24 protein-coding genes are annotated in these 22,551 nt (G+C 41.6%); 10 read left to right on the top strand and 14 right to left on the bottom strand.

The window, feature by feature from the left end; genetic code table 11:
* Positions 1-386: 386 nt before the first annotated feature.
* Together BKM01_RS10695 and BKM01_RS00250 are read left to right on the top strand one after the other, a co-directional pair.
* Complete coding sequence (locus BKM01_RS10695; protein ID WP_143744177.1) at positions 387-617, top strand: hypothetical protein; 231 nt, start codon at positions 387-389, stop codon at positions 615-617.
* Positions 618-685: 68 nt separating this feature from the next.
* Entirely contained in the window at positions 686-1,102 is a 417-nt protein-coding gene (locus BKM01_RS00250; RefSeq protein WP_072361523.1) for a hypothetical protein, read from the top strand.
* Between the two features lie 187 nt (positions 1,103-1,289).
* On the opposite strand, the gene BKM01_RS00245 is transcribed toward BKM01_RS00250, so the two are convergent.
* Positions 1,290-1,577, bottom strand: coding sequence for a MazG nucleotide pyrophosphohydrolase domain-containing protein (locus BKM01_RS00245; protein WP_072361526.1), 288 nt, complete (start codon positions 1,575-1,577; stop codon positions 1,290-1,292).
* A gap of 10 nt (positions 1,578-1,587) precedes the next feature.
* Positions 1,588-2,409, bottom strand: a complete 822-nt coding sequence (gene hisF, locus BKM01_RS00240; protein ID WP_072361528.1) for an imidazole glycerol phosphate synthase subunit HisF — start codon at positions 2,407-2,409, stop codon at positions 1,588-1,590.
* Positions 2,410-2,530: 121 nt separating this feature from the next.
* On the opposite strand from hisF, the gene BKM01_RS00235 reads away from it, so the two are divergent.
* From BKM01_RS00235 to BKM01_RS00200, 8 genes are all read left to right on the top strand, one after another.
* The gene (locus tag BKM01_RS00235; RefSeq protein WP_143744179.1) at positions 2,531-2,809 is read left to right on the top strand and encodes a hypothetical protein; all 279 of its coding nucleotides are present in this window, start codon (positions 2,531-2,533) and stop codon (positions 2,807-2,809) included.
* Between the two features lie 151 nt (positions 2,810-2,960).
* Positions 2,961-3,953 (top strand): DUF4198 domain-containing protein, encoded by a 993-nt coding sequence (locus BKM01_RS00230; protein ID WP_072361534.1) that lies wholly within the window; start codon positions 2,961-2,963, stop codon positions 3,951-3,953.
* A 103-nt stretch (positions 3,954-4,056) separates the two neighbouring features.
* Positions 4,057-4,686: a cobalt transporter CbiM gene (gene cbiM, locus BKM01_RS00225; protein WP_072361537.1), complete on the top strand. Its 630-nt coding sequence runs from the start codon at positions 4,057-4,059 to the stop codon at positions 4,684-4,686.
* Positions 4,679-5,146 carry a peptidase associated/transthyretin-like domain-containing protein gene (locus BKM01_RS00220; RefSeq protein WP_072361540.1) on the top strand — a complete coding sequence of 156 codons (468 nt, stop codon included), beginning with the start codon at positions 4,679-4,681 and terminating at the stop codon, positions 5,144-5,146. The genes cbiM and BKM01_RS00220 overlap by 8 nt, the downstream gene beginning before the upstream one ends.
* Positions 5,143-5,922 (top strand): cobalt ECF transporter T component CbiQ, encoded by a 780-nt coding sequence (gene cbiQ, locus BKM01_RS00215; RefSeq protein WP_233125728.1) that lies wholly within the window; start codon positions 5,143-5,145, stop codon positions 5,920-5,922. Before BKM01_RS00220 ends, cbiQ begins: the two co-directional genes overlap by 4 nt.
* Positions 5,923-6,846, top strand: a complete 924-nt coding sequence (locus BKM01_RS00210) for an energy-coupling factor ABC transporter ATP-binding protein (RefSeq protein WP_072361542.1) — start codon at positions 5,923-5,925, stop codon at positions 6,844-6,846. It abuts the gene before it with no gap.
* 37 nt (positions 6,847-6,883) lie between these two features.
* Positions 6,884-8,602, top strand: coding sequence for a COG1361 family protein (locus BKM01_RS00205; RefSeq protein WP_072361545.1), 1,719 nt, complete (start codon positions 6,884-6,886; stop codon positions 8,600-8,602).
* A gap of 21 nt (positions 8,603-8,623) precedes the next feature.
* The gene (locus BKM01_RS00200; RefSeq protein ID WP_072361549.1) at positions 8,624-8,926 is read left to right on the top strand and encodes a hypothetical protein; all 303 of its coding nucleotides are present in this window, start codon (positions 8,624-8,626) and stop codon (positions 8,924-8,926) included.
* Positions 8,927-8,928: 2 nt separating this feature from the next.
* On the opposite strand, the gene BKM01_RS00195 is transcribed toward BKM01_RS00200, so the two are convergent.
* The 12 genes from BKM01_RS00195 to BKM01_RS00125 form a co-directional block, all read right to left on the bottom strand.
* Entirely contained in the window at positions 8,929-10,695 is a 1,767-nt protein-coding gene (locus BKM01_RS00195; RefSeq protein ID WP_072361551.1) for a ribosome biogenesis/translation initiation ATPase RLI, read from the bottom strand.
* 30 nt (positions 10,696-10,725) lie between these two features.
* Positions 10,726-11,112: an EMC6-like membrane protein gene (locus BKM01_RS00190; RefSeq protein WP_072361554.1), complete on the bottom strand. Its 387-nt coding sequence runs from the start codon at positions 11,110-11,112 to the stop codon at positions 10,726-10,728.
* Positions 11,113-11,196: 84 nt separating this feature from the next.
* On the bottom strand, positions 11,197-12,180 hold the full coding sequence (locus tag BKM01_RS00185; protein WP_084006345.1) for an MBL fold metallo-hydrolase: 984 nt from the start codon (positions 12,178-12,180) through the stop codon (positions 11,197-11,199).
* Between the two features lie 103 nt (positions 12,181-12,283).
* Positions 12,284-12,553, bottom strand: coding sequence for a thioredoxin family protein (locus BKM01_RS00180; protein WP_072361557.1), 270 nt, complete (start codon positions 12,551-12,553; stop codon positions 12,284-12,286).
* A gap of 132 nt (positions 12,554-12,685) precedes the next feature.
* Positions 12,686-13,483 carry a coenzyme F420-0:L-glutamate ligase gene (cofE, locus tag BKM01_RS00175; protein WP_233125729.1) on the bottom strand — a complete coding sequence of 266 codons (798 nt, stop codon included), beginning with the start codon at positions 13,481-13,483 and terminating at the stop codon, positions 12,686-12,688.
* Complete coding sequence (gene thiC / locus BKM01_RS00170; RefSeq protein WP_072361559.1) at positions 13,467-14,711, bottom strand: phosphomethylpyrimidine synthase ThiC; 1,245 nt, start codon at positions 14,709-14,711, stop codon at positions 13,467-13,469. The genes cofE and thiC overlap by 17 nt, the downstream gene beginning before the upstream one ends.
* Before the next feature lie 21 nt (positions 14,712-14,732).
* Positions 14,733-15,650 carry a methylenetetrahydrofolate reductase gene (locus BKM01_RS00165; protein ID WP_233125730.1) on the bottom strand — a complete coding sequence of 306 codons (918 nt, stop codon included), beginning with the start codon at positions 15,648-15,650 and terminating at the stop codon, positions 14,733-14,735.
* 28 nt (positions 15,651-15,678) lie between these two features.
* The gene (locus BKM01_RS00160; protein ID WP_072361562.1) at positions 15,679-16,290 is read right to left on the bottom strand and encodes a methylenetetrahydrofolate reductase C-terminal domain-containing protein; all 612 of its coding nucleotides are present in this window, start codon (positions 16,288-16,290) and stop codon (positions 15,679-15,681) included.
* A gap of 118 nt (positions 16,291-16,408) precedes the next feature.
* Positions 16,409-18,334, bottom strand: a complete 1,926-nt coding sequence (locus BKM01_RS00155) for a hydantoinase/oxoprolinase N-terminal domain-containing protein (RefSeq protein ID WP_072361565.1) — start codon at positions 18,332-18,334, stop codon at positions 16,409-16,411.
* A gap of 557 nt (positions 18,335-18,891) precedes the next feature.
* Positions 18,892-19,314, bottom strand: a complete 423-nt coding sequence (locus tag BKM01_RS00150) for a hypothetical protein (protein ID WP_072361568.1) — start codon at positions 19,312-19,314, stop codon at positions 18,892-18,894.
* A 662-nt stretch (positions 19,315-19,976) separates the two neighbouring features.
* The gene (locus BKM01_RS00135) at positions 19,977-20,675 is read right to left on the bottom strand and encodes a hypothetical protein (RefSeq protein WP_072361577.1); all 699 of its coding nucleotides are present in this window, start codon (positions 20,673-20,675) and stop codon (positions 19,977-19,979) included.
* 805 nt (positions 20,676-21,480) lie between these two features.
* The gene (locus BKM01_RS00125) at positions 21,481-22,233 is read right to left on the bottom strand and encodes a hypothetical protein (RefSeq protein WP_084006341.1); all 753 of its coding nucleotides are present in this window, start codon (positions 22,231-22,233) and stop codon (positions 21,481-21,483) included.
* Positions 22,234-22,551 lie beyond the last annotated feature (318 nt).

Here is a 22,551-nt window from a genome sequence, read left to right as displayed (position 1 = left end):
TTGCAATGTCGCATTGCCATAATGTGAAAAGGGATCCAAACTGAATTTGCAGAGTCGGCTTGGACCCCAAAACGCCCTAAAGCAAGATTGTTGTTGGTTTTGACACTGTATAATCTAACAGGCATTCTTGCGGATGGACCGGTGACAATTACAGAAGCTTTGGGCATAATTATAGGCCTTGGAATAGAAAATTGGTACTGGTATGAACAAAACTCTGATGTAAGTCTCGATGTATGAATCCCATACTCCAATATTCTTTCATATCCAGCACTAGTGTACATAAGAGTAAAAAGTGGTTCACATTGGTATAACCTGTATAATAATACTTAAATTTCTTACTGCTCTTTAACATCTTTTTACTTAGCCTACTAATAAAATGTGATGGCATGGAAAGAAACAAAGTTATAGGAATAGCATTCCAAATATCCCTAATAATCATATTATTCGAACTTATTGATTTCGTATCAGGGAACCCAAGATCTGCTGGAGTAGCCTTAACAACTTCATTTCTATGCGGAATTTTATTTAAATATGCAGGAGATTGGAAAAGAAATCCTACTTCTTCCAGAAAAAATCGTTCTGAAAGTGAATTATGGAACAGGAACGGAAATCACTGAACCAATTCCAAATTAAGCTGAAGACCTTGTCTTGAGTGGTATATTTCAAAGTTTACGAGGAAGAACATATGAATAAAAAATTCGCTTATACATTTATAGCCATCTGTGTACTAGCATCGATAGCTTTCTTCATTGTATTTTCATTATCAGATCAAACAGATACTACAAAAAATGAAAATGGTACCCTGAGATATTTCATACGCAACTCAGATAATACAGCTCATTCAGTAACAGTAGAAATACTCGACTCACAAAATATTTCCAGATTTAATAAAACATACAATATAGCTCCAAATGAAACATTGAAACCTACTCCCATTAGTCTGAAAAAAGACACTTATTTATATAAAATTACTTTGGACAACAGCATAACAAAGAGACAAATTACAGGAGAGTATCCAGAAGACCTGGACTTAGAGTTATTGATTATTGAAGTAAATAAAAATCCTAAAGAACCATTAGAACTCCATCATGCCATTGAGTGAATTAAATACCCGGAATGGATACATAACAAGCGAATTGTTCCTTCTCTCGCATTGATATACATGGACATCCACAAAGTTCCAGCGACACATACATAGAACTGGACAGGGAATGACAATTACCAATCTATAAATACATTGAATACAGTAATTAAATAAATAAATATATTTTTGTAATTAAAGAATAACTTTAATCCGTGCAGATGCACGGATTCTTTCCACAGGTGGGACAACTCTGCGGATATTTCTCGCTGAATACCTCCTCCAGGTCTATCCCGTAGAGATTTGCCAAGGCCCCTATCCAGGCAAAACAGTCAGCCAGTTCTTCCCGGATATTATCGTGATCATCCCGCCGGATAGCCTCAGCCAGCTCACCCACTTCTTCCACCAACCAGAGGGTAGTCGCTGTTTTACCCCGCCTTTTGTCGTTTTCCAGATAGAGATCACGCATCAGTTGCTGGAAGGCTGCTATTTCCATTACTGCCACCTCAGGGTCGTACAGGCACGTTGTTCTTACGCAGGTGTTTTTTCACATCATCAACCGTATATTCCCCGAAGTGGAAAATACTGGCAGCCAGTCCTGCATCGGCTTTGCCTTTTACAAACCCTTCCTGCATGTGTTCAGGGCCACCCACACCGCCGGAAGCAATAATTGGGATTTCCAGTTCCTCGGACAATTTACGGGTTATCGGCAGGTCAAAACCGTCATAGGTACCATCACGATCCATGCTGGTTAGCAGGATCTCGCCTGCACCCAGTTCTTCCACCTGTTTGGCCCACTGTACAGTATCGATACCGGTACGTTTGCGTCCGCCATAGATGACGACTTCATACCATACACGGCTTCCATCCTCAAGTTCTATAATGGTCTTGTCCGGATTGTTCTCAATATCGCTATTGCGCTTACAATCAATAGCAACAACAATACACTGGGAGCCGAATATATCCGCACCTTCCCGCACAAGTTCCGGGTTTTTGACAGCGGCGGTGTTGATAGATACTTTATCCGCACCCGCACGCAGAATCTCCCTTATACGTTGAACCGAACCGATACCTCCTCCCACGGTCAGGGGAATGAAAACCTCATTCGCCGTGCGCTGGATCACATCGATCATGGTATCCCTGCCTTCATGGGATGCCGTGATATCCAGGAAAACCAGTTCGTCAGCGCCCTGTTCATTATAGCGTTTTGCCAGTTCCACCGGATCACCGGCTTTCCTGAGGTCAAGGAATTCCACACCCTTAACTACGGTCCCGCCTGCTTCGTCCAGGGTTACGTCAAGACAGGGGATGATTCTTTTTGTGAGCATGTAAATGACAATGAAGTATTATTGTATTAAATATTGTTGTAGAGATGCAGAACCTACTTCGTAAATTACATATATGTTCAATAAATACATTCTATTGTTGACTGAAAACGGGAGTGGTTGTATGATGTATAGCAGGCGTGCATATGCCTCGCCCGTGAGACATATGCTACATGACATGCCGCATGATTCCTTTGTCAATGCACACGTAGTGCTGAAGGATAAAAGAGAATGGGACATACCCCAGATCACCGATTGCAGGGAAACTTCCGACGGTAAATGGATTGTGTTTGCCCAGCATATCGAAGACCGGGAAAAGGCGACATTCCTTAAGAGAAGGGATGTGCAAAGTTTCTATGTTTTCTACGTGCATACCCCGCATGCTGCTGGGGCATGTGCTTAATTTTTTTATTCAACATATGAAAAAGGTATTTTGTAGCCATTAATTAAATCTTAGTAGCGCATCCCATATGCAAAATAATCACAAAATAATAAGTATTAGTAACACTTATTGCTTTTTCTGTAGATAATAATCACACATAAGGAGTAGAAAAATGAGAAAAATAATCACAACACTATTACTGGCTATTATGCTGGTCGTCACTATTGGAACGGCCAGTGCCCATTTCACCATGGTCTTCCCATCAGATGATGAAAATATGTGGGACGTTGCGCCTGAAGATTATATTGCAGAACTCGGAGAGGAAAAAACCATCTATATCATGTGGGGACATCCCTATGAACACATCTCTTTTGATGTAAGCTCGATACCCGAAGTGACCATCACAAAACCTGACGGGACAACAGAAACCCTCACTGTGGAGGAAACTACCGTAGAAGGAATGGATGAAGACGGCAATGATGGCACTTTTGTCGCCTACAAGACATCATTTACCGTGGATCAGATGGGCGACACTGTACTCGCAGTTAAATATGAAGACGGTGAGGAAGAACTCATTGATTACACCAAAGCCGTGATCCACTGCGGAGAAGAGATGTGGGTGGGCTGGGATCGTAAAGTAGGACAGGAAACGGAAATCATGCCCTACATGAGACCCTATGGCATGGAAGAAGGATTTGTTTTTGCAGGCCAGGCCCTCCACAACGATAAACCGCTGGCAGATGCAGATGTGGAAATTGAGATCTATCACGACCTTGAGGAAGGTAAAGAAGTTGTGGAAGAAGCAGAGGAAATGTATCCCTATGACGCTCCCATGGTCTTTACAAGGCTTACAAAATCCAATTCACAGGGAGAGTTCTCCTATACCCTTGACGAACCAGGCATCTGGTTTGTGGGTGCTACCATGGAACCAGAATCCGGAAAAGCAACACGAGGAGTGTTCATCATACCGGTGATCGAAGAGTTCCCTGCAGAAGGTTCAAGCGGTGACTATGCAGAACTCCAGCAGGAAGTGGATGAAGCAAAACAACTTGCACAAGAAGCAAAGGAATCCGCGGAATCCACCACTGAAAGTGCTCCCGGCTTTGAAGGGATATTTGCTATTGCCGCTATCCTTGGAGCAGTCTTCCTCAGCAGAAGAAAATAATCAGGGGAAATAAATCCCCAATCTTTTTTTATATTAAATCATACTTCATAAGGCTACCATAACACTAAATGTTTACATTCATTTATTTCATAAGAGGACTACAATGGTACACATTACAGATGGTGTGCTTTCCCCGATAGTAATTGCAGCAGGCTGGGCAGCTACTGCAATATTGCTTGCCCTGACACTCTGGCGAAGTAACAGGAAGGAAGAGCCACTGGAACAGATCCCGAAAATATCCATATTGACAGCTGCTTTTTTTGTTGCTTCCCTGATACACATATCCCTGGGACCCACATCCGTACACCTGATACTCAACGGTTTACTCGGTGTCCTGTTGGGTACTCTTGCCTACCCCGCAATTTTTGTGGGCCTTATATTACAGGCATTCCTGTTCCAGCATGGAGGAATTACGGTGATCGGGGTGAACACATTGAATGTGGGCATACCTGCCTTAATCATAGCATTCATATTCAAGAAGGGATATTCGGCAGGTGTCAATCCATCCGTCCTGGGAATTATCTGCGGCGGACTTGCGACTTTGATAACAGCCCTCCTGATGGCCCTGGTTCTTGTCACTACAGGCGAGGAATTCACCGAAGTAGCCTATGCGGCTATTGCAGCCCACGCACCAATAATGATAGTTGAAGCCCTTGTGACAGGTTCTGTAGTCGGATTTCTGCTGAAGGTTAAACCTGAAATGTTACCTGAAAGGAGGTCAAAAAATGAATAAACGGATAATCAATATGCTGATGTTGGCCCTGATTCTTGCAATGCTTGCAACTCCCGCAGTTTCTGCCCATCGTGTTTATCTCATGCACCAGGTAAACGAAGTAGAGGTGAAGGCTTGGTATGGTGGCGGAGACCCCATAGCCAACGCCGAAATTACGATATATGCCATAAAAGACGGTGAAGAGGAGATTTATATTGAAGATGTAACCGATGAAGATGGTATGTACTATTTCTCCCCGAAACTCGGAGTGGATGAATATCGCATAATTGTCTCCCAGATGGGACATCAGGACGAAATTGAGATAGATCTCAAGGGTGAGGGAGAATCTACGGTAGAAAACAATTCCACAGATGACACGGAACTACCCCTCACAGCCAACATTGTAGCAGGAATCGGGTACATTCTGGGATTTGCCGGGATTGGATTGTACGCACGTGCCCGTAAAATGCAGAAAGAATGAAAGGTGCAACTTTAATGGAATATCCCCATATTGACCGTTATGCAGAGATGGATTCACCCATCCATTCCCTGGACCACAGGATGAAACTGGTAGCCTTTTTAATCCTCATATTTTCATTTGTCTTCCTTCCCAGCGTAAACCTTGCCCTAATCGCCCTCTTGGCCAGCCTGATGATATTGGTCATCTCCGGGTTACCTAAAAAGTTTGTTTTGCACAGGGTCAAATGGGCAGTACTTATTCTTTTACCCCTTTTTTTCATATTGCCATTTACAGTGGAAGGCAGAGGAATGTTTGGAGGCGGCTATTTCACTGTTTCATATGAAGGAGTCTATCTTGCAAGCCTCATAATGCTGCGGGCAATTGCAGCGGTTACACTGGTGGTCATTATGCTTGCGACCGCAAGTTTTGACACAACCATCAAGGCCCTTTATTCCCTGAAATTACCTTCCACTATAGTACAGATGCTTATGTTCACATACCGCTATATTTTTGTGATAACTGATGAGTTCCAGCGGATGTGGAAGGCCATAAGATCAAAAGGTTTTCGCCCAACAACAGGCAAATATGCCCTTTCTATAACAGGAAACCTTATCGGAATGCTCCTTGTAAAAAGTTATGACCGGGCTGAAAGGGTATATCAGGCAATGATTGCAAAAGGATACACTGGCAAACCATGCACTATCGTGGAATTTCATATGAAATCAAAAGATTATCTGGCAGGTATAATTATTATATCGGTTGCGATCCTGTTACATACCTATCATCTGGTGTTCTAAATGAATGAAGCAATAAGTGTCCGTAATTTAAATTATGCATATCCCGACGGTACACTCGCATTAAAGGATATAGAACTACATGTCAAAAAGGGAGAAAAAATAGGTATATTGGGCCCCAACGGTGCGGGTAAGACCACCCTTTTCATGCATTTAAACGGGGTTATCAAAAATCCCGATGGTGAAGTCAGCATATTCAACCAGGATATTTCCAGCCTCAAAACCGAGGAAAGGATACACAGGGTAGGGGTCGTATTCCAGGATCCGGATGACCAGCTTTTCATGCCAACAATCTTTGATGATGTGGCATTCGGGCCCATCAACATGGGACTCAATAAAGAAGAGGTAGAGGAGAGAGTATCTTCTGCACTGAAGACAGTGGGACTTTCTGGATTTGAAGAAAGGGTACCCCATAACCTCAGTTATGGCCAGAAAAAGAGGGCTGCAATTGCTGCTGTGCTTTCAATGGGACCGGAAATACTGATCCTTGACGAGCCCACTGCAAATCTTGATCCCAGAAGCAAAGCGGAACTGATCAAACTCGTAAACCGCCTCAACAGTGAAGGGATTACAACCATAATTGCAAGCCATGAAGTGAATACCCTTCCGGAACTTGTTGACCGGATATATATTATAAATCAGGAAATTATTGCCGAAGGTACGCCTCGCGAAATATTTTCAGACTGGCAATTACTCAGGGATAACAACCTGGAGGCACCCGATGTATTCAAGCTCTTCCAGGTTCTCACATGTTTTGGATATGACTGTGAGAAATTGCCCTTAAGCATCAATGAAGCAGTTGATGAATTAACAAAAACTATAGAAGGTGGCAAAGGACATGTCCACCTGCACATTCATGAACATACCCACAGGAATGTAAACGAATGTCTCAACAATTACAACCACCATGAAGACCGTGGGATATAACAACTTTTATAGACAATGCAACATATATGTGAAGAAGATGCCTTCAAGGTATATTCCCGCCATATTAATCCTTTTAATACTATGCAATCCTGCTTACGCCTATGACCACCAGCATGAGGATATCTGGGTCAATCAGGGTTCCTATTCCCTGGGAGAAGGGGAAAGGGCATTCATTGATAGTTATACCCTAAAACCCTATAATATTGGGAATGGAAACGCAGAATTAATTCTCTATCTCAATGATAACTATATTGAACATTTCCGCCTTGATGACAGCGCCAACAATGAATATGTCCACGAAAACACACTAAGGGTTAATGTCACAGAAATAAACAAGGGGCAAGTTACTTTTGATGCTGCATTCCACGAGTTTGAGAAAGTATGGATACTGAGAGAAAGTTACAGGCTTGATGCAGGAAACAATGTATCCTATGAAAATACAGATGTAAAACTTCAAGCAATCGATGAAGCCACAAAAACTGCATATCTTGACATAAAGCATAATAACGAAAATCAAGAGCAGGAATTCAAACGCGGGGACGTCCTGAAATACAACAGGGAAATTATGTTCAGGGTCTCCTATGTCGATAGTACATCAGTAGTGGTTGAGGTCTACACACCTGGAGAAGCCTCTGTTCAACTAAGCCTCACAGGTATCAGGGATACATACCGATGCAATAATCAGATTCATGCAACAGCATCCATTCAAAACACAGGAGAGTTGACCCTTAGGGGAATTTCCCTTGAAACAGAAACTTCTGTTGGAGATATAATCCAGAAAAATGTGTCCCAGGTCCTTAAACCCGGGAAAAACTTCACCACTGACCTGATTATCCGAATACCCGAACAACCACGCAAGATCAATTCCGAAATTGCACTTTACCTAAAAGGTTTTGATTACCAGGGCAACGAGTATGATGATTCCGTAAAAACCACAACCACAATCCTTCCCTTCATATCCATCAACAAGGAAATTGTGGAAAAAAACCTAGACGCTACTTCCAACTTATCAGTAAACCTTTCAATCCATAATTATGCTTCTTCTAAAAAGATAATCCATCTCCAGGACAATCTTCCTTCATCCTTCTTGTTGATGGACAATCCTTATCCAAAATGGGATCTGGTAATCCCTTCAAACAGCAGTGACACAGTCAATTATACAGCTATGCCCACGGAGCCAGGAAGATATGAAATCAAACCCGCAACTGCCAGTTTTGAATATAAGGGTAATTCATATGAAGTGACCTCTGATGGAAACTTTCCGGTAGTAGTTGAAGGTACCAAACTGGAAATAGACAGGAAACTAAACAAGACTACTCCCATAATAGGGGAACATGTCAGAATATCCCTGACAGCATCCAACACAGGAACCATAACCTCGAATGTGGAGGTGGAAGAAAATGTTCCTGATGAGGTGGATGTTATTGGAGGGGAATTGTCCTGGGCTGGCAAACTGAAGCCCCTTGAAGAAAAAACCATTGAATATACAATCAAGATACCTGATGCCCCTGCAGTTCATTTGTCTCCGACTGTGCTTGAATATGAAAATGAGGAAGGGACTGCCGATCAGATAAAAACAGATACTTATACAATAAATATACATGATGGCAATGCAGACAGTCATACAAAAGATTCAAACCAGCCAGCCGGAGAACCTATGGGAGCAAAAATGCTCATTGGCATCTATGCTGTACTGCTCATGGTAATTGTAACCGGGCCACTGATCGCATACTTATATATAAATAAAAAACGTTGATTGAAATTAAAGAGGATTTAAATGGACATAATAGATTTCTCCATATCAATTGCCTTCTTTCTGATATTATCCGTTGCTGTATTGTTCATATTTTTCAGGTTCTCATCCTTTTTTGCAATACTGCTGCTCACAATACCCATTATGCTTGCAACAATTATTGTACCTGAACCCACCGGGACCTTCCTGTCAATACAGCATTTCATGCTTGATGGTGGAAATGTCCCTATAAACAACTACCACATCCTGTTCATAGTATGGACTACACTGACAGGAATAATTATCTACAGTGAGTTTCTCACCTGGTACCTTGCAAAAAGAGGATGAAATTATTCATCCAGATTGTAATAATAGTATTCACCCTTGGATTTTTGCAACCTGTCCAGATGTGAATCCTTTTTATTGACTCTGGGCCGGGACGTATCTTCATCACGGCGGAAAGTTATGTCCAGATTGGAGAGGAACTTATTCATTCCTTTCTGCATACCGGTCGGGGAATGGGCTTCACCATATACAGCCGGTTCACCTTCAAATACGATTAACCTTTCACTGAGCATATCGATCATGTAAATATCATGATCTACAACCATGGCGGTTTTCTTATTGTTCTCAGCAAAACGCTTGATGGTCTTGGTGGCCTGGGAGCGCTGTTCGACATCAAGATGAGCACTTGGTTCATCAAGAATATACATATCTGCATCCCTGGTCAAACAGGCTGCTATTGCAACCCTCTGTAATTCACCACCACTGAGATCGGCCAGGGAGCGGTCATAGAGCCTTTCAAGCTGAAGAGGTTTGGCAATCTCAGCCTCATAGTAACTGGTGTCGACCTTTGAGGAGATTCCCCTGAGGAAATACTTAACCGGTAGATTATGGTCAACAACGACATACTGGGGCTTATAGGAAATGGATATGTCAAAGTCCATCTCTTTTTCATCCGGTTCTTCCTCGCCCGCAAGGACCTTTACGAAAGTGGACTTACCAATTCCATTGGGACCCACAACACCGAGCACTTCACCGTTTCTAAGAGAACCTTCAGCTGCTTTGAGGCTGAACTTATCATAGTTCTTGGAAAAGCCCTCATATTCCACAAGTGTGCCAACTTCTTTTTCAGCTCTTGGGGGATGTACCTCAAAATTAATACTGTCCGGCCTGACACGCACATTCTCCTCGGGAAGATAACCTTTGAGATACTGATTGATGGCAATACGCACTCCCTTGGGATGAGTAATCACACCATAGCCCGAAGGCATACCATAAGCAACATGTACCACATCAGAGAGCATGTCCAGAATTGCCAGATCGTGTTCTACAACAAGTACGGCCTTGTCCTGTGAAATTTCCTGAATTAACTGGGACACTTTTATACGCTGGTAAATGTCAAGATAGGGGCTTATCTCATCAAAAAAATAGAAATCGGCGTCTTTGGCAGCACAGGCAGCAATAGCTACCCTCTGGAGTTCCCCTCCACTCAAGTCCCCGATATTGCGATCCATTATATTAGATAAACCGAGTTTATTCACAAGATCATCCAATCTGCCAGATTCATCTGTATTTTCAAGCAATTCACGGGTTTTGCCCTTGAAAGCTTTGGGGATCATATCCACATACTGGGGTTTCTGAGAAACTTTTATAGTGCCTGCTGCAACCTTGCTGAAATATTCATACATAGAGGTTCCTGAATAATATTCAAGCACCTCATCCCAGCTTCCTTCCTCACCACCAAAATTGGGAATCATGTTTCCTGAAAGAATCTGCACACAGGTACTTTTACCGATACCATTGGGCCCCAGAATACCGGTTACCCTGCCGGTTTCAACTGAAGGCAGGCCATAGAGCGCAAAACCATTGGTACCATAGCGATGGATTGGTTTATCCAGTTCCTCGGGCAGGCCAATAATCATAATGGCATCAAAGGGGCATTTATTGATGCATATACCACAACCCACACACATCTCTTCAGAAATTATGGGTTTACCGTCTTCTCCAAAAATGATTGTTTCGTCGCCTGTCCTGACGCGGGGACAATATTTCTCACATTCGTGGCTGCATCTTCTGGGCTGACATCTATCTTTATTCAGTACTGCAATTCGCATATCAAAATACCTGCCAGATAAGGGTGGATATCAGTTCAAAAGTAATGTCCAGGTGACAAGGCAAAAATCAATAACTATGAACTCTACATAAAACCAATCTTTCATACCAAATTCCTTGGTATCGATATTGATCTTTGGGAAAATCAAACGCTGGGCATAATAGGCAAGTATTGCAACAATCACAAGGATAGCATACCATTTTGTTTCCGCTCCTATTCCCAGTACATTGAATGCTATGATACCTGCGAAAATTCCTATAAAAGCAGCAACTGCAGTCTTCACGATACCCTCAACATGAGCTGCTCTCTTCTCCTCGGGGGTCATGACCTTCGTAGCTGTGGCCACTTCTGCAGCAGAAGCCTTTTCCCCTTCAGCAGGCTTATTTTCCTTTTTTGATTTATTCGCTTTATTTTTCAAGGGGCATCTTCTCCTGAATGAATATTATAAATGAACATACAACACAATAACCTATATAAACGTTTATTCATAGGTGATCACCTATTACATAAATTCATTGCTGACAACATTATTGATATCCGCAAGGCAAACAGCATCATAACCCAATGAATTCAGATGACAAGCAAATCTAGAGGGACGATGTCCCCCCGGATGATAGACAACCACAAACTCAGGATCGATATCCAGAACCATTTTTTCCAGGCCTGAAGCATCCAGGTGGTCACTGATATTAATGGAAGGAAACCGGTGATCCCTGCGTCCTGTAATCATGTATTTGGACATATAAAGAGGGAGGTCTTCGAGTTTGCCCGGAGAAACAACATTGACTTTGGCTCTTTCATCCATCGAAACAAGTTCACCTGCATTCTCAAGCAGGTTTTGTGTAAGTTCCTGCGACCTGTCATCCATCCCTATTGGCCCCTGGTAACCCGATTGCCTGATAAGTCTTACAACCCTTTGCGCCTTCCCGAAGGGATACGCGCCAAATGCTACATCCTGAGAGGATTCAAGAGCCGCATAAAATCCTTCCAGATCATCCTCAAAATAACAGGAAAGGTCAGCAGGGTCTCCATAATTTGCCTCGGTTATGAGTACATCACAAGAGGGAAGATTTGAGGCATCTTTCACATCACCTGTTGCAAGAATACGCATCCCATTTTCATTCTCCCACCCAAAAGCCACAGAACCATCTGTGTGGTGGGTTGGATAGGTTCGTATTTTTACGCCCCTATAGTCAATAAGCCCATTTTCCCCTGCCAAGTTGCCTTTAAAATCACGACCATGCCGTACCTCCAGGGCATTCATTGTCTTTTCCGTGCATATTGAGCACTCAGAAAGCATTGCTGAACTGCCATGATGGTCAGAATGGGCATGGGTTATCAAATAAGCGTCTGGCTGCGGATATTTTGCCGCAACCCTTGTAGAATCAATAAAAAAAGACCGCAAACTTCCTTCTTCACTTCTGAACTTTACAGCCAGGTGGGGCTTAAAACCTCCGCGGGCGTTTTTTTGCCTATACGGCATCATACCCATCCTGACCAAACGCTGCACTTGTTATACCTCAGGTGAAAAGAGGATTACAAGTTATATACCCTTTCCGAAAAAAGAAGAAAAAAGAAAGATGGGTGTATCAGAATAATTTCTTGAGTTCAGCACTCAGTATATCGGCACTGGTTACACCGGTATATCTTTTAATTTCCGAACCATCTTTTTCGATGATCAGGGTAGGTACCGCATGAATACCATATTTTCCGGCAAGGTCGGGACTCTGGTCCACATCAACTTCCTTAATATCGACCTTGTCGCCGAGTTCCTTCTCCAGGTTCTCAAGAATTGGTTTCTGCATCTTGCATGGGCCACACCAGGTGGCGCTGAAATCATATAATATAACATTACTCATCTGATATCACCTTGAATATTATCAAATATATCTACAACAGTATCTTTGAAATGCTTTACCGTGGGTTGCACGGTATTGCACCAACCATACAAAATCATGGTTTTATCCTATATAAATTTACTGGTGTTAGAATCAGGATTTCGATGTACCGTTCCTACGAATATTGCTATAATACATACATTCTTCCCTGGAAAAGAGAGGCATAGGCACATCTTCATCCACCAACATTACAGGTGCATTCCTCACAATTACACAGGGAACACTTTCTCCACCCTCACCCATTACAAGCTGGCAGGCAGACATAATATTATCCGCCACAGCCTTATGAGTGATATGGAGGATATTTCCAAACAGGTCACTCTCTCCCCTGGCATCCTCGACCGGAATAATACCGGAGGTACCAAGCGCCACACCCACACACCCCAATCGCAGGGGCTGGGTTCGACTGTCACCCACAATTACACCTATATCGCATCCAAATAATTCCCGAAGTCCTTTCCTGATGACTGAAGCACTTTTATCAGCATCTTCAGGAAGCAGGACAACATGGCCAGCGGGGGCATTGGAACCATCAATTCCTGCATTGGGAGAAAGGTTTCCTTTAGTTATGGTCAATGCTGCACCTGGCACCCCTCCGAATACTTCATCACATTCCTGCAACACCAATTCCATTTCCCGCGGATCAAGACTATAGCGGTGGGCCAATTTCAGTGCCTTTTGTGTGGGACTTATGTCTGAAAGATTCACAATCCTTCCTTCAGCTGTAGCTACTGCAGATTCGGCCAGCACTACTACGTCACCATTTTCCAGAGTGATGGATTGTTCTGCAAATGCTTTTGAAAGTACCTCTACAACATTGTCCCCGGAATTTATAATAGGGGTTTTTATACCTATAAGCTGCATTGAAGGAGGTTTATTCACCTTCTGCAAGATATTCCCCCATTATCTGTATGGCACAGTATTCCCCGCACATGGAACATGGCCCCTCCATCGGACAAAAATCCCTTGGACGGTCCTGATCAAAAGCAAGTTCCATCTGCCCTTCCCAATCAAAACTAGCACGTCTTTTTGCAAGCAGACGATCTTTTTCTGCCATACCGTATTTTATCGAGTCACCTACATGGGCCGCGATCTTGAAAGCAACCAGGCCTTCCCTTACCTGGTCCGGAGTTGGCAGGGAAAGGTGCTCGGATGGAGTTATGTAACAGAGGTAGTCAGCACCTGCACCGCTTGCCATACTTGCCCCTATAGCACCTGCGACATGATCATAGCCCAAGGCAATATCCGTAGGCAAAGGACCTGCCACAAAAAGGGGATGGCAGGACTTGGAACGATAGGTCCCAACATATTCAGGAATGGAGGCTGCCGCCACATGCCCACCCATTCCTTCTATGATTACCTGTATGCCTTGCTCATTGGCACGTTTTGCAAGGGCTGCATTGTTTTCCATCTCCATAAGCTGGGCCTTATCCGGCCTGTCATGGATACAGCCACTTCTCATAGTGTTACCCAAAGACAGCACCACATCCTTATCCCGGAGAATTTCCATGACCTCATCGAAGTTTTCAAGGAATGGATTTTCACAGTCACTGCCAAGCATGAAGACACTGGTAAATGAGCCACCTTTGGAAACCATACCCATCAGCCTGCCTGAACCTTTCACTTCTTCAAGCATTTGTTTTTCAACACAGTGCAATACAACGGAGCTGATACCCTCAGCTATCTGGGACCTTAGATAAGAAAGTATGTCAGATGAAGTGACTTTTTTCAGTCCGCATTCCACAACTGCCTGATAGACAGGAACCGTGGTAAGGGGCAGGGTGGTATTTTCAATAATTGCTTTGCGAATCTGCTGGATGTCTCCTCCCATTGAAAGATCGGTTATGGTATCGGCACCGTATTTTTCTGCAATCCGGGCCTTTTCAATCTCTGAGGAGGTGTCAATACTCGCAGCAGAACTGCCGAGATTTACATTGATCTTGGTGGTAGCCCCTTCCCCGATGGCAACCGGAGGGTTGTCCTGTCTTGTCATGATTACAAGGCTGCCCCTTGCGATGTGGGATAGTACCGTGTCAGGGTCCATATTTTCCTGTACTGCGACCTGCTGCATCTCAGCGGTCAATTCACCGTTTTTGGCATGATCAATCTGTGTAAGCATAATTATCCCTTAGAGGGGTAGTCAGTTCTTTTCATGTAAACCGGCCATTTCAAAGAGGTCCGTTATGTGCCTGTAATGGCCAATTGGCATGAGATGTATGCCTCTGCACACCTTTTTTAATTCACGAATTTGTTCGGCACATATTAGAAGGCCTTCTTCTGCAGGGTCAGTTGAGGATTCCATGCGTGCTATCAGTTCATCATCAACCCGGATACCCGGAATCTTCTCATTCATGAAACGGGCCATATGAGCGGATTTGAGAGGAATGAGCCCCGCAAGCACCGGCACCTCAATATGGGAAATACTTTCCATGAATGTTTCAAAATGGCCGATGTCATAGACAGCCTGTGTCTGGAAAAAATCAATTCCCATACGTGCTTTTTTTTCAAGTTTCATTAGCTGTAGCGGCTGATCAGGTTCGGTATTGCATACCGCCCCTTTTGTAAAGGAGGGAACTGATTCCAGCGGATTACCTGCAATATCGAATCCTTCCTCCAGCCGATTCATTGCCCCGAGCAGTTGTACTGAATCAAGGTCATACACCGGTTTTGCACCGGGATTATCCCCTTTTGTCGGATAGTCCCCGGACATTATACAGACATTTTCCATACCCATTGCATAAGCGCCGAGCAGGTCGGACTGGAGAGCCAGACGATTACGATCCCTGCATGTAAACTGCATAATAATGTCCAATCCCTGCTCCTTTAACAGGTGACCCATTGCCAGGGGAGACATGCGCATAACAGCACGCTGGTTGTCGGTAACGTTGAATGCATCCACATAATCCCGTACCAATCCTGCTTCCTCAAAGGCAGAAGAAGCATCCACGCCCTTGGGAGGCGATATCTCTGAAGTTACTATAAATTCATCGGACAGCAGTTTTTCCTTGAAGGCAGAGGGCATGGCAGGATAATATGTAGCATTGGTTTTTAAACTCATCGAAGCAGGAAAAGGAAATAGTTAATACTCAACCGTCATATTCCTTGGGCTCGAAAATATTCTCCAGCAGGTCCAGCCGGCCGATCTCCTTAAGCCTTAAATAGATGAGTTCCCAGGCACAATCCCTGTCCGGGTCAACTTCACATTTACCTTCCATCGCACCACCGCAGGGACCATTCATAAGGCCCTTGGGACAGCGGGCCGTCGGACAGACACCACCAAAAAAATCTGCAATGCAGCTGCCACACATAGCACAGAGGTCTTTTCTGACATGGCCTTCTGAATATCCGCCCAGTGAATCAGTGTTTGTTGCAGGATGCACCGGAACATCCACAAGAGAGGAAACCACTGAAAGACCACTGCCACAGGACATTACTATAATGGTGTCGGCCTTCTCAATTGCAGGATCATTCTCCAGCAAACTCTCCTTTGATTTGATGCTGCAGGCAGCCTTTGCAACTCCTCCTCCGATAACTTCCTTTCCTGCATTCCGTAGTCTGCGGCACATAGCCTCCACTTCGGGTTCCCCACCAACCTGTAACTTGGTGGCGCAGACCCCGCAGCCCAGCACAAATATCTTGCCGGAATCATCGAGGTTATCCAGGATTTCTTCAAAGGGTTTGGAAGAGGAGATTATCATAGGTATTCATCCTGCAAAAGGAAAAGATGGTATTAAAGTTTACCATTGTATAGAAAATTAGCCCGGTTCTATTCATGAAGGATGAAAAAGGAGGGAAAATAATTGAATACAAACCTCCTTATTTTTCAATCTCAGGCATTCCTATACCCACAAAGGTCAGCTTGGTCTCAATCGGCAAACCACTGCCTTCGTGGAGTTTGATTTCCTGCTTGCTGACTTCCACTTTAACATCTCCGCGATCCAGACCGGCTTCTTTCATGTATTCAAGCACCATTTCCCTGCCGAGTTTTTCAGCTGCTTCGAGTGCATCCGGATAACCCGGGAATTTTTGCCTGCCATGCGGGGAGAACATCATTATACCTGTTTTGTTACCCTTGGATACCGTACGAATCAGAATCTCCACACGTTTGATACCTTTACCCACAAGTGCCCCCACAGCATTACCAACTTCTGCATGTTCAGGGAGGATTATGTCGGCATCCAGCAATTCATTCACTTCATTCACATAGGCACTTACAGGCCCACCCAGAAGTATGACCGGAACATCTACTTTGAAATGACTGAAAAACTCCTTCTGGTTTGCAATGATTGTCTCAATTTCCTCTTTATCCACCTTCCGGAGAAGATAGGCCATTATGTATAATGCCATATTATGAGCAAATTTGGACTTTACAGCTTTCGAGAACTTACTTTTTTCCAGAAAAGTCAACCTTCCCAGTGTGTTTGCACCTATTCGAGATGCTTCTGCATTCCAGGCATCATATTCACCGAGTACATGTAATGCATCCGTAGGAGTAAAGCCGATAGCCTGCACCAGTCTTTTCTGGATCAGCCTGTCCAAAAGCAGAGGAGAGGGCAATTTGTCGATGAAGATTTCAGTTACAGAGACAGGTTCCTCACCTATATTATCCAGAATCTCCTGCTCAAGCTTACTGATGTTTGGAATCTCTTTACCCGTTTTAACAAAGAATTTGGTGGGCTGGATATTCTCACACATCTGCATTTTGGAAGGAGTACGTGAAAGTTTGAGCTTGTCAATAATAGATGGCCATTTAGAAGCTGCTACACATAGAGGCATGACCCTGCGGGGACCAATGTTTATCTTCTGGGCTTTGATCCAAACATGGCTATCTCCGCCCATAGCAGAAGTTTCCATGCGTATGGCCTGTACTTTGGTCTGCCAGCCTCCCACTACTGCGCCCCTGTCGGTAATCTCGGGCAATCCATCATTTACCATGGCTACATCGGTACTGGTACCACCAACATCGATAGCAAGACATGTAGGAGAATCCGAGAGATAGGAAGCACCTACAAGACTTGCGGCCGGGCCGGAGAATATGGATTCAATGGGTTTTTCTTTGGCTTCCTCGATACCCACAACTGAACCATCGCATTTGAGCATCAGAAGACGAGCATTAATATTACGTCTTTCCATTTCACCAATAACCGTTTCTATGAACTGACTTGTTATAGGTATCAACTGGGCATTGAGATAAGCAGTAACTCCTCTTTCATAAGCCCCCAGTGCCTGGGATAGCTCATGGCCACAGACCACCGGCATTCCTGTAAGTTCTTTTACGATCTCTTTTGCACGCAATTCATGGTTTGGATTACGTACACTAAAATAGGACGAAATGGCAAAAGCCGACACTTTCTCCTTCATTTTTGTTACATAATCCCTGATGGCCTGCTCGTCCAGAGGGGCTATTTCCTCACCATAAGAACCATGTCCCCCTTTAATTACAACGGAATTGTCAATAGAATGCCCTTCAGGAATCGAATAATCCCCTATCATCAACAATGCCACAGAATAACCGGTTTTTTCCAGAATAGTGTTCGTGGACAGGGTTGTGGAGACAGATACTAATTTTACATTTTTAAGGTACTCCTGATCCAGCCCGTCAAGCGAATTTTTTATTCCTTCAAGAAGATCCGGATAAGTAGTAAGAGCTTTATTCGAGTCGATAACGGCTCCGTCCGAATCCCTGATTATAACCGAATCCGTATATGTGCCACCTGCATCAATTCCCATACTGTATTGCATAATAAGTTGCCTCCAATTAATCAGTTCATTAATAAGATATCATCCATAGATATAATTAGTTTAACCCACAGGACAAAATAACTCCTGCAATAAAAATTTCAGTTTTTATGTACAAGCATTCAACAAGTTCCTAGTACATATCGCACGGTATTGCATCAACCATACAAAATCATGATATTATGGTATATATAATATTTGGAACATGAAGGTATAAAAAGGAGCGTTATGTAATGATACTAAAAATCGAGAAGTTTTCAAGGTAGATGTATCATGAATAACAACATTCAAGACCATAGTAATCTTGCAAGGCAGTCTTAGCATATTATCTATAGCCGGCAACACTCTTGGATTATTCTAAATTTTATAAATTTCTTCTCCATGTCCCTATTTAATTTATTTGGTGAATGGTTATTTTGCAGAGCCGAAATGGCAATAGAAAATGTCTTTCAAATCAAATTTGCCATTTTATGACAAACTTATACCAACAGTTGCTATTTCAATGTGATATGCAAAAAACATTAACTTTGTTTCTTAAACTAAGCATACTAATGAGTTCTTCATTTTCCACTTTCAAATACATCCGTCACGCATTTCTCAATTTGTGTAGTATTGGATTTGTAGTACACTCCGTTAATTTGAACAATATCGTCACCTACAATAGTAACTGTTGATATTCGTTGTCCCCCTTCATAAAAATTGAGGGCATACAAATATCCATTAACATCTTTTTGCCCCTCCGTTTCTGTGAATGGGAAACCGGAAATACAATTTACCAGAGTAGTTATCTTATTTCCATTTTTAATATCAATCGAATCCCCGCTTAATCCGTTTATGATCGATATTTTAGTTACATCTGCATAACTAACGTTCAGTATTTCAGATCGTATGTCTTTTTCAGGTTCATCTGTGGTAAATTCAGTGAAACCCACTAAACCGATTATGACAATAAATAGCATTACCACGTGTATTATTTTGACCAATTCTATCTCCCCAATGTATCATATAATGTTGAATCATCTACCATACACTCCCTACATTACAAATATATAATGAAAATTCCATCTAACTGTTGCGATGCAAAGGATTTTGAATGTGAAACAATTCCTTTAGTTATCAGATTTCATTTTAGAAAATTTAGTTATTAAACCAGCCATAAATAACATAGATAAAAAGGTTAAATACATAATCTTTTGGCTGAATTCATCTTTGAACCATCCCAAATAAGCGTTATAAAATGCTGATACAAATGTAAAAATCACAAAAAGGTAAAATAGTAGATCAACTAATTTTATTTTCATTAAATTTCTTCCTGTTAGTGCATTTTAATTAAATATGTAAAGATGACTATTTATTTCAAACATAGTCATGATAAAAAATATGATTGTTTACTTTTCTTGTCTAATAATATATTTTCTAAAGAAAGCTGCAATTAATGAAAAGATCAATGTAAGAAATAAAATAAACGGATTCAATTCATCCTTGAACCATTCCATATAAGCATTATAAAATGCGGTTACAAGAGCTACACTTATAAAAAAATAAAAGATCACATTACCTAATATCCTATCCATTCAAATTCCCATATTAATTCATTAATTAATAATAAATTTAAATTATATGAAAGGAGAAGACAACTTCCCCTTCAAACGTAAAAATAATCGACTTCAACATGCATCGGACTCGATGGGCTTAGACACAAGAAAAAACCGAGATATATGTCACGTGTGTCAACATCACCATACTCAGCTATTGCATAACCAACTGCAACAGCGATGGCAGACAATGCAGCTGCCTGAGCTAGACCAAAATATGACAATATTCCAGTAAGAATAGCACCTGTTGCTAGAATATCTGCATACTGAATATCATCATAAATTAAAGTGGAGCTCCACGGTGCCGTACTTGGAAGATCAACTTTGGTTTTTGAACTAAACGGGCTAACAAATTCCTCATTTTCACTTATATCTGTTCCCATTCCTCCATCCACATCAGCAATTTGTTCATTAGGAACCTGCACTATTTTATTTGTCTTTTTTGTTTTACCATCAACTGTCATTACCTGATCAAATTGGTACAAAATGGTTTCTTGATTTTTTCCAATATTTGACAAAATCATGTGTAAATTAAAATTGTTACCAATATATTCAACCTGCATCGAACCATCTGGTTTTATTGTACCTTCAAATGTTCCTTTTGTTTTTAACATTTTGAATTTGTCATCCACTTTTTTCTCAACATCAATCTTGAAATCACCTTCATAGTGAATTTCATCTCCAACTTTTTCATAACTGGTCGTTTCGGCATCAAAATCATTAACATAAATTCCATTAGATTCCAGCATTTGTTCTTGCCAAGTAAGTTCAGCTTTTGCAGTTGCTGCAGGAACAAATGCTAAACTAACAACCCAAGTTTGACAGTCAAAGTAGGGTTATATCTAAGTCAGAACCTGGTATTTCAGCAAGTAAATCATTTGATCTTGATCTCAACATATGGACCGGTATCAAAGAAATGAAAGGTGGCACCAGCCTTTCCTTTTTCTGCATCGGACCATAAATGAAATGTTGGCAAACGTAACGAAGAAAACCAGATGAAATTAATAAAGTGCTTACTGAAAATAAGTCCGGCTTCATCGGGTACACAAATTCTCAAAAAGAAAAGGAAGTATTGCTATTGATCTCAACAATTCTCCTTCCATTATTTAATCGATACAGACCATCATGCAATTTGTATACTTGTAATTTTTTTATCCGAAGTGAACTACAATTCAAATACATTAAGACCATACCATCCAATTGTCCTTTTTGAATTAAGCTGTTTTAATAATTAAGCGATAAATTAAAAACAAAATAACTGACAGGATAACTGATTCTATCAATGATATAAAAATAGAACCTATAACCACCACAACTGTAAGTTCAAACAAATTGATAATATTTAATATGAAAAAAGCAATGAAAGTTAAACTAAATATTAATTTAAATTCTGAATTCATTGCATAAGCCTCCTATAAACAAGATACGGTTTTGAAGAAGATCAATTTCTACTAGAAATTTGTATTTGATATATGTTACTTGTCCTCTACAAAACCATACAAGCAAATATTCAATGATTGTATACAAATGACTAAAACAAGGAACTTTTTTAGATTAGTATTTAGTCATTTCTTTTTCATAATCCCCACCTTCATCACATTTTACGTAGAGATTAATATATTCATCTTGCAGTATTAAATTACCACCATCAATTTCAAAGCCAAAATAGAAATTTCCTCTACCATAAAATTCAGAATAGGTTCCAGAACTGTGATCATATTTACCCTCTTCCCAATTAGAGACTTGCCATACACTGAGTGTACCTCTTGTATACCAAGAGTCCATATGATGGGCCTCGACAGTGGTTCCGTCATATTCAAAATATCCTTTTGTATATATAGAGAATAATCTTGGTCCTACCCAACTATACGCGGAATAAGAATGTGTAATAATAGGGGTATAAGATATACCAGCTCTAGTCAATGGATTTATTTGTTCTTCTTTTATCTCACTCACGTAAAATGTCCAATCGCCTGAAAAAATTATATCTGAACCATCTTTTAAGGTATAACTCCTTAATTCATCACCTTTTAATGTTGCTATATTGACATCTTTTTGTGCCTTAATTTTTTCTTTATTGTTATTAATATAGTTAGAAATTATGTCGTCTTTGGATGCATTATATAAATTAGAATTTAATGCATCTACTAAACCTTGTTCCAATTCAAAATTCGGTTCAATTATTATCTTTGTTTCTTGTTTTGAATCTTGCATCGGCTGTGCACTCACATCTGGTGAAAAGACCATGCTAACCAACAACATTGCTGTTAGCATTGCACCTATTCCAAATTTGACATTCATTTTCATTTATTTTACCTCTTAAATTTATTAAATCACAGAGGCAAAGCTACGCTTATATAATACAAACAGCAAAGTATAACCTGCCTCCGGGCACGGGGTTTCAGTTATTCCGTCAAGACTGGCTGAACCCCACTAACATCTTTTTATGATGTTGCATTATGTTCTAACTATGCCACATAATAAATAATTTCTGACCATATCATCGAACTGAAAGTGAACAGTTGAATACATAGGATAGAACGATTTCTTACAGGAAGGATATGACAGAAATCAACAGGCTTGCCAGACATCCGGCTTAGAAGCCGATTACCAAGAAAGTATCTT

The sequence above is a fragment of the Methanohalophilus portucalensis genome, from assembly GCF_002761295.1.
Taxonomy (GTDB): Archaea; Halobacteriota; Methanosarcinia; order Methanosarcinales; family Methanosarcinaceae; genus Methanohalophilus; species Methanohalophilus portucalensis.
This window is presented reverse-complemented; position numbering and strand designations above follow the sequence as displayed.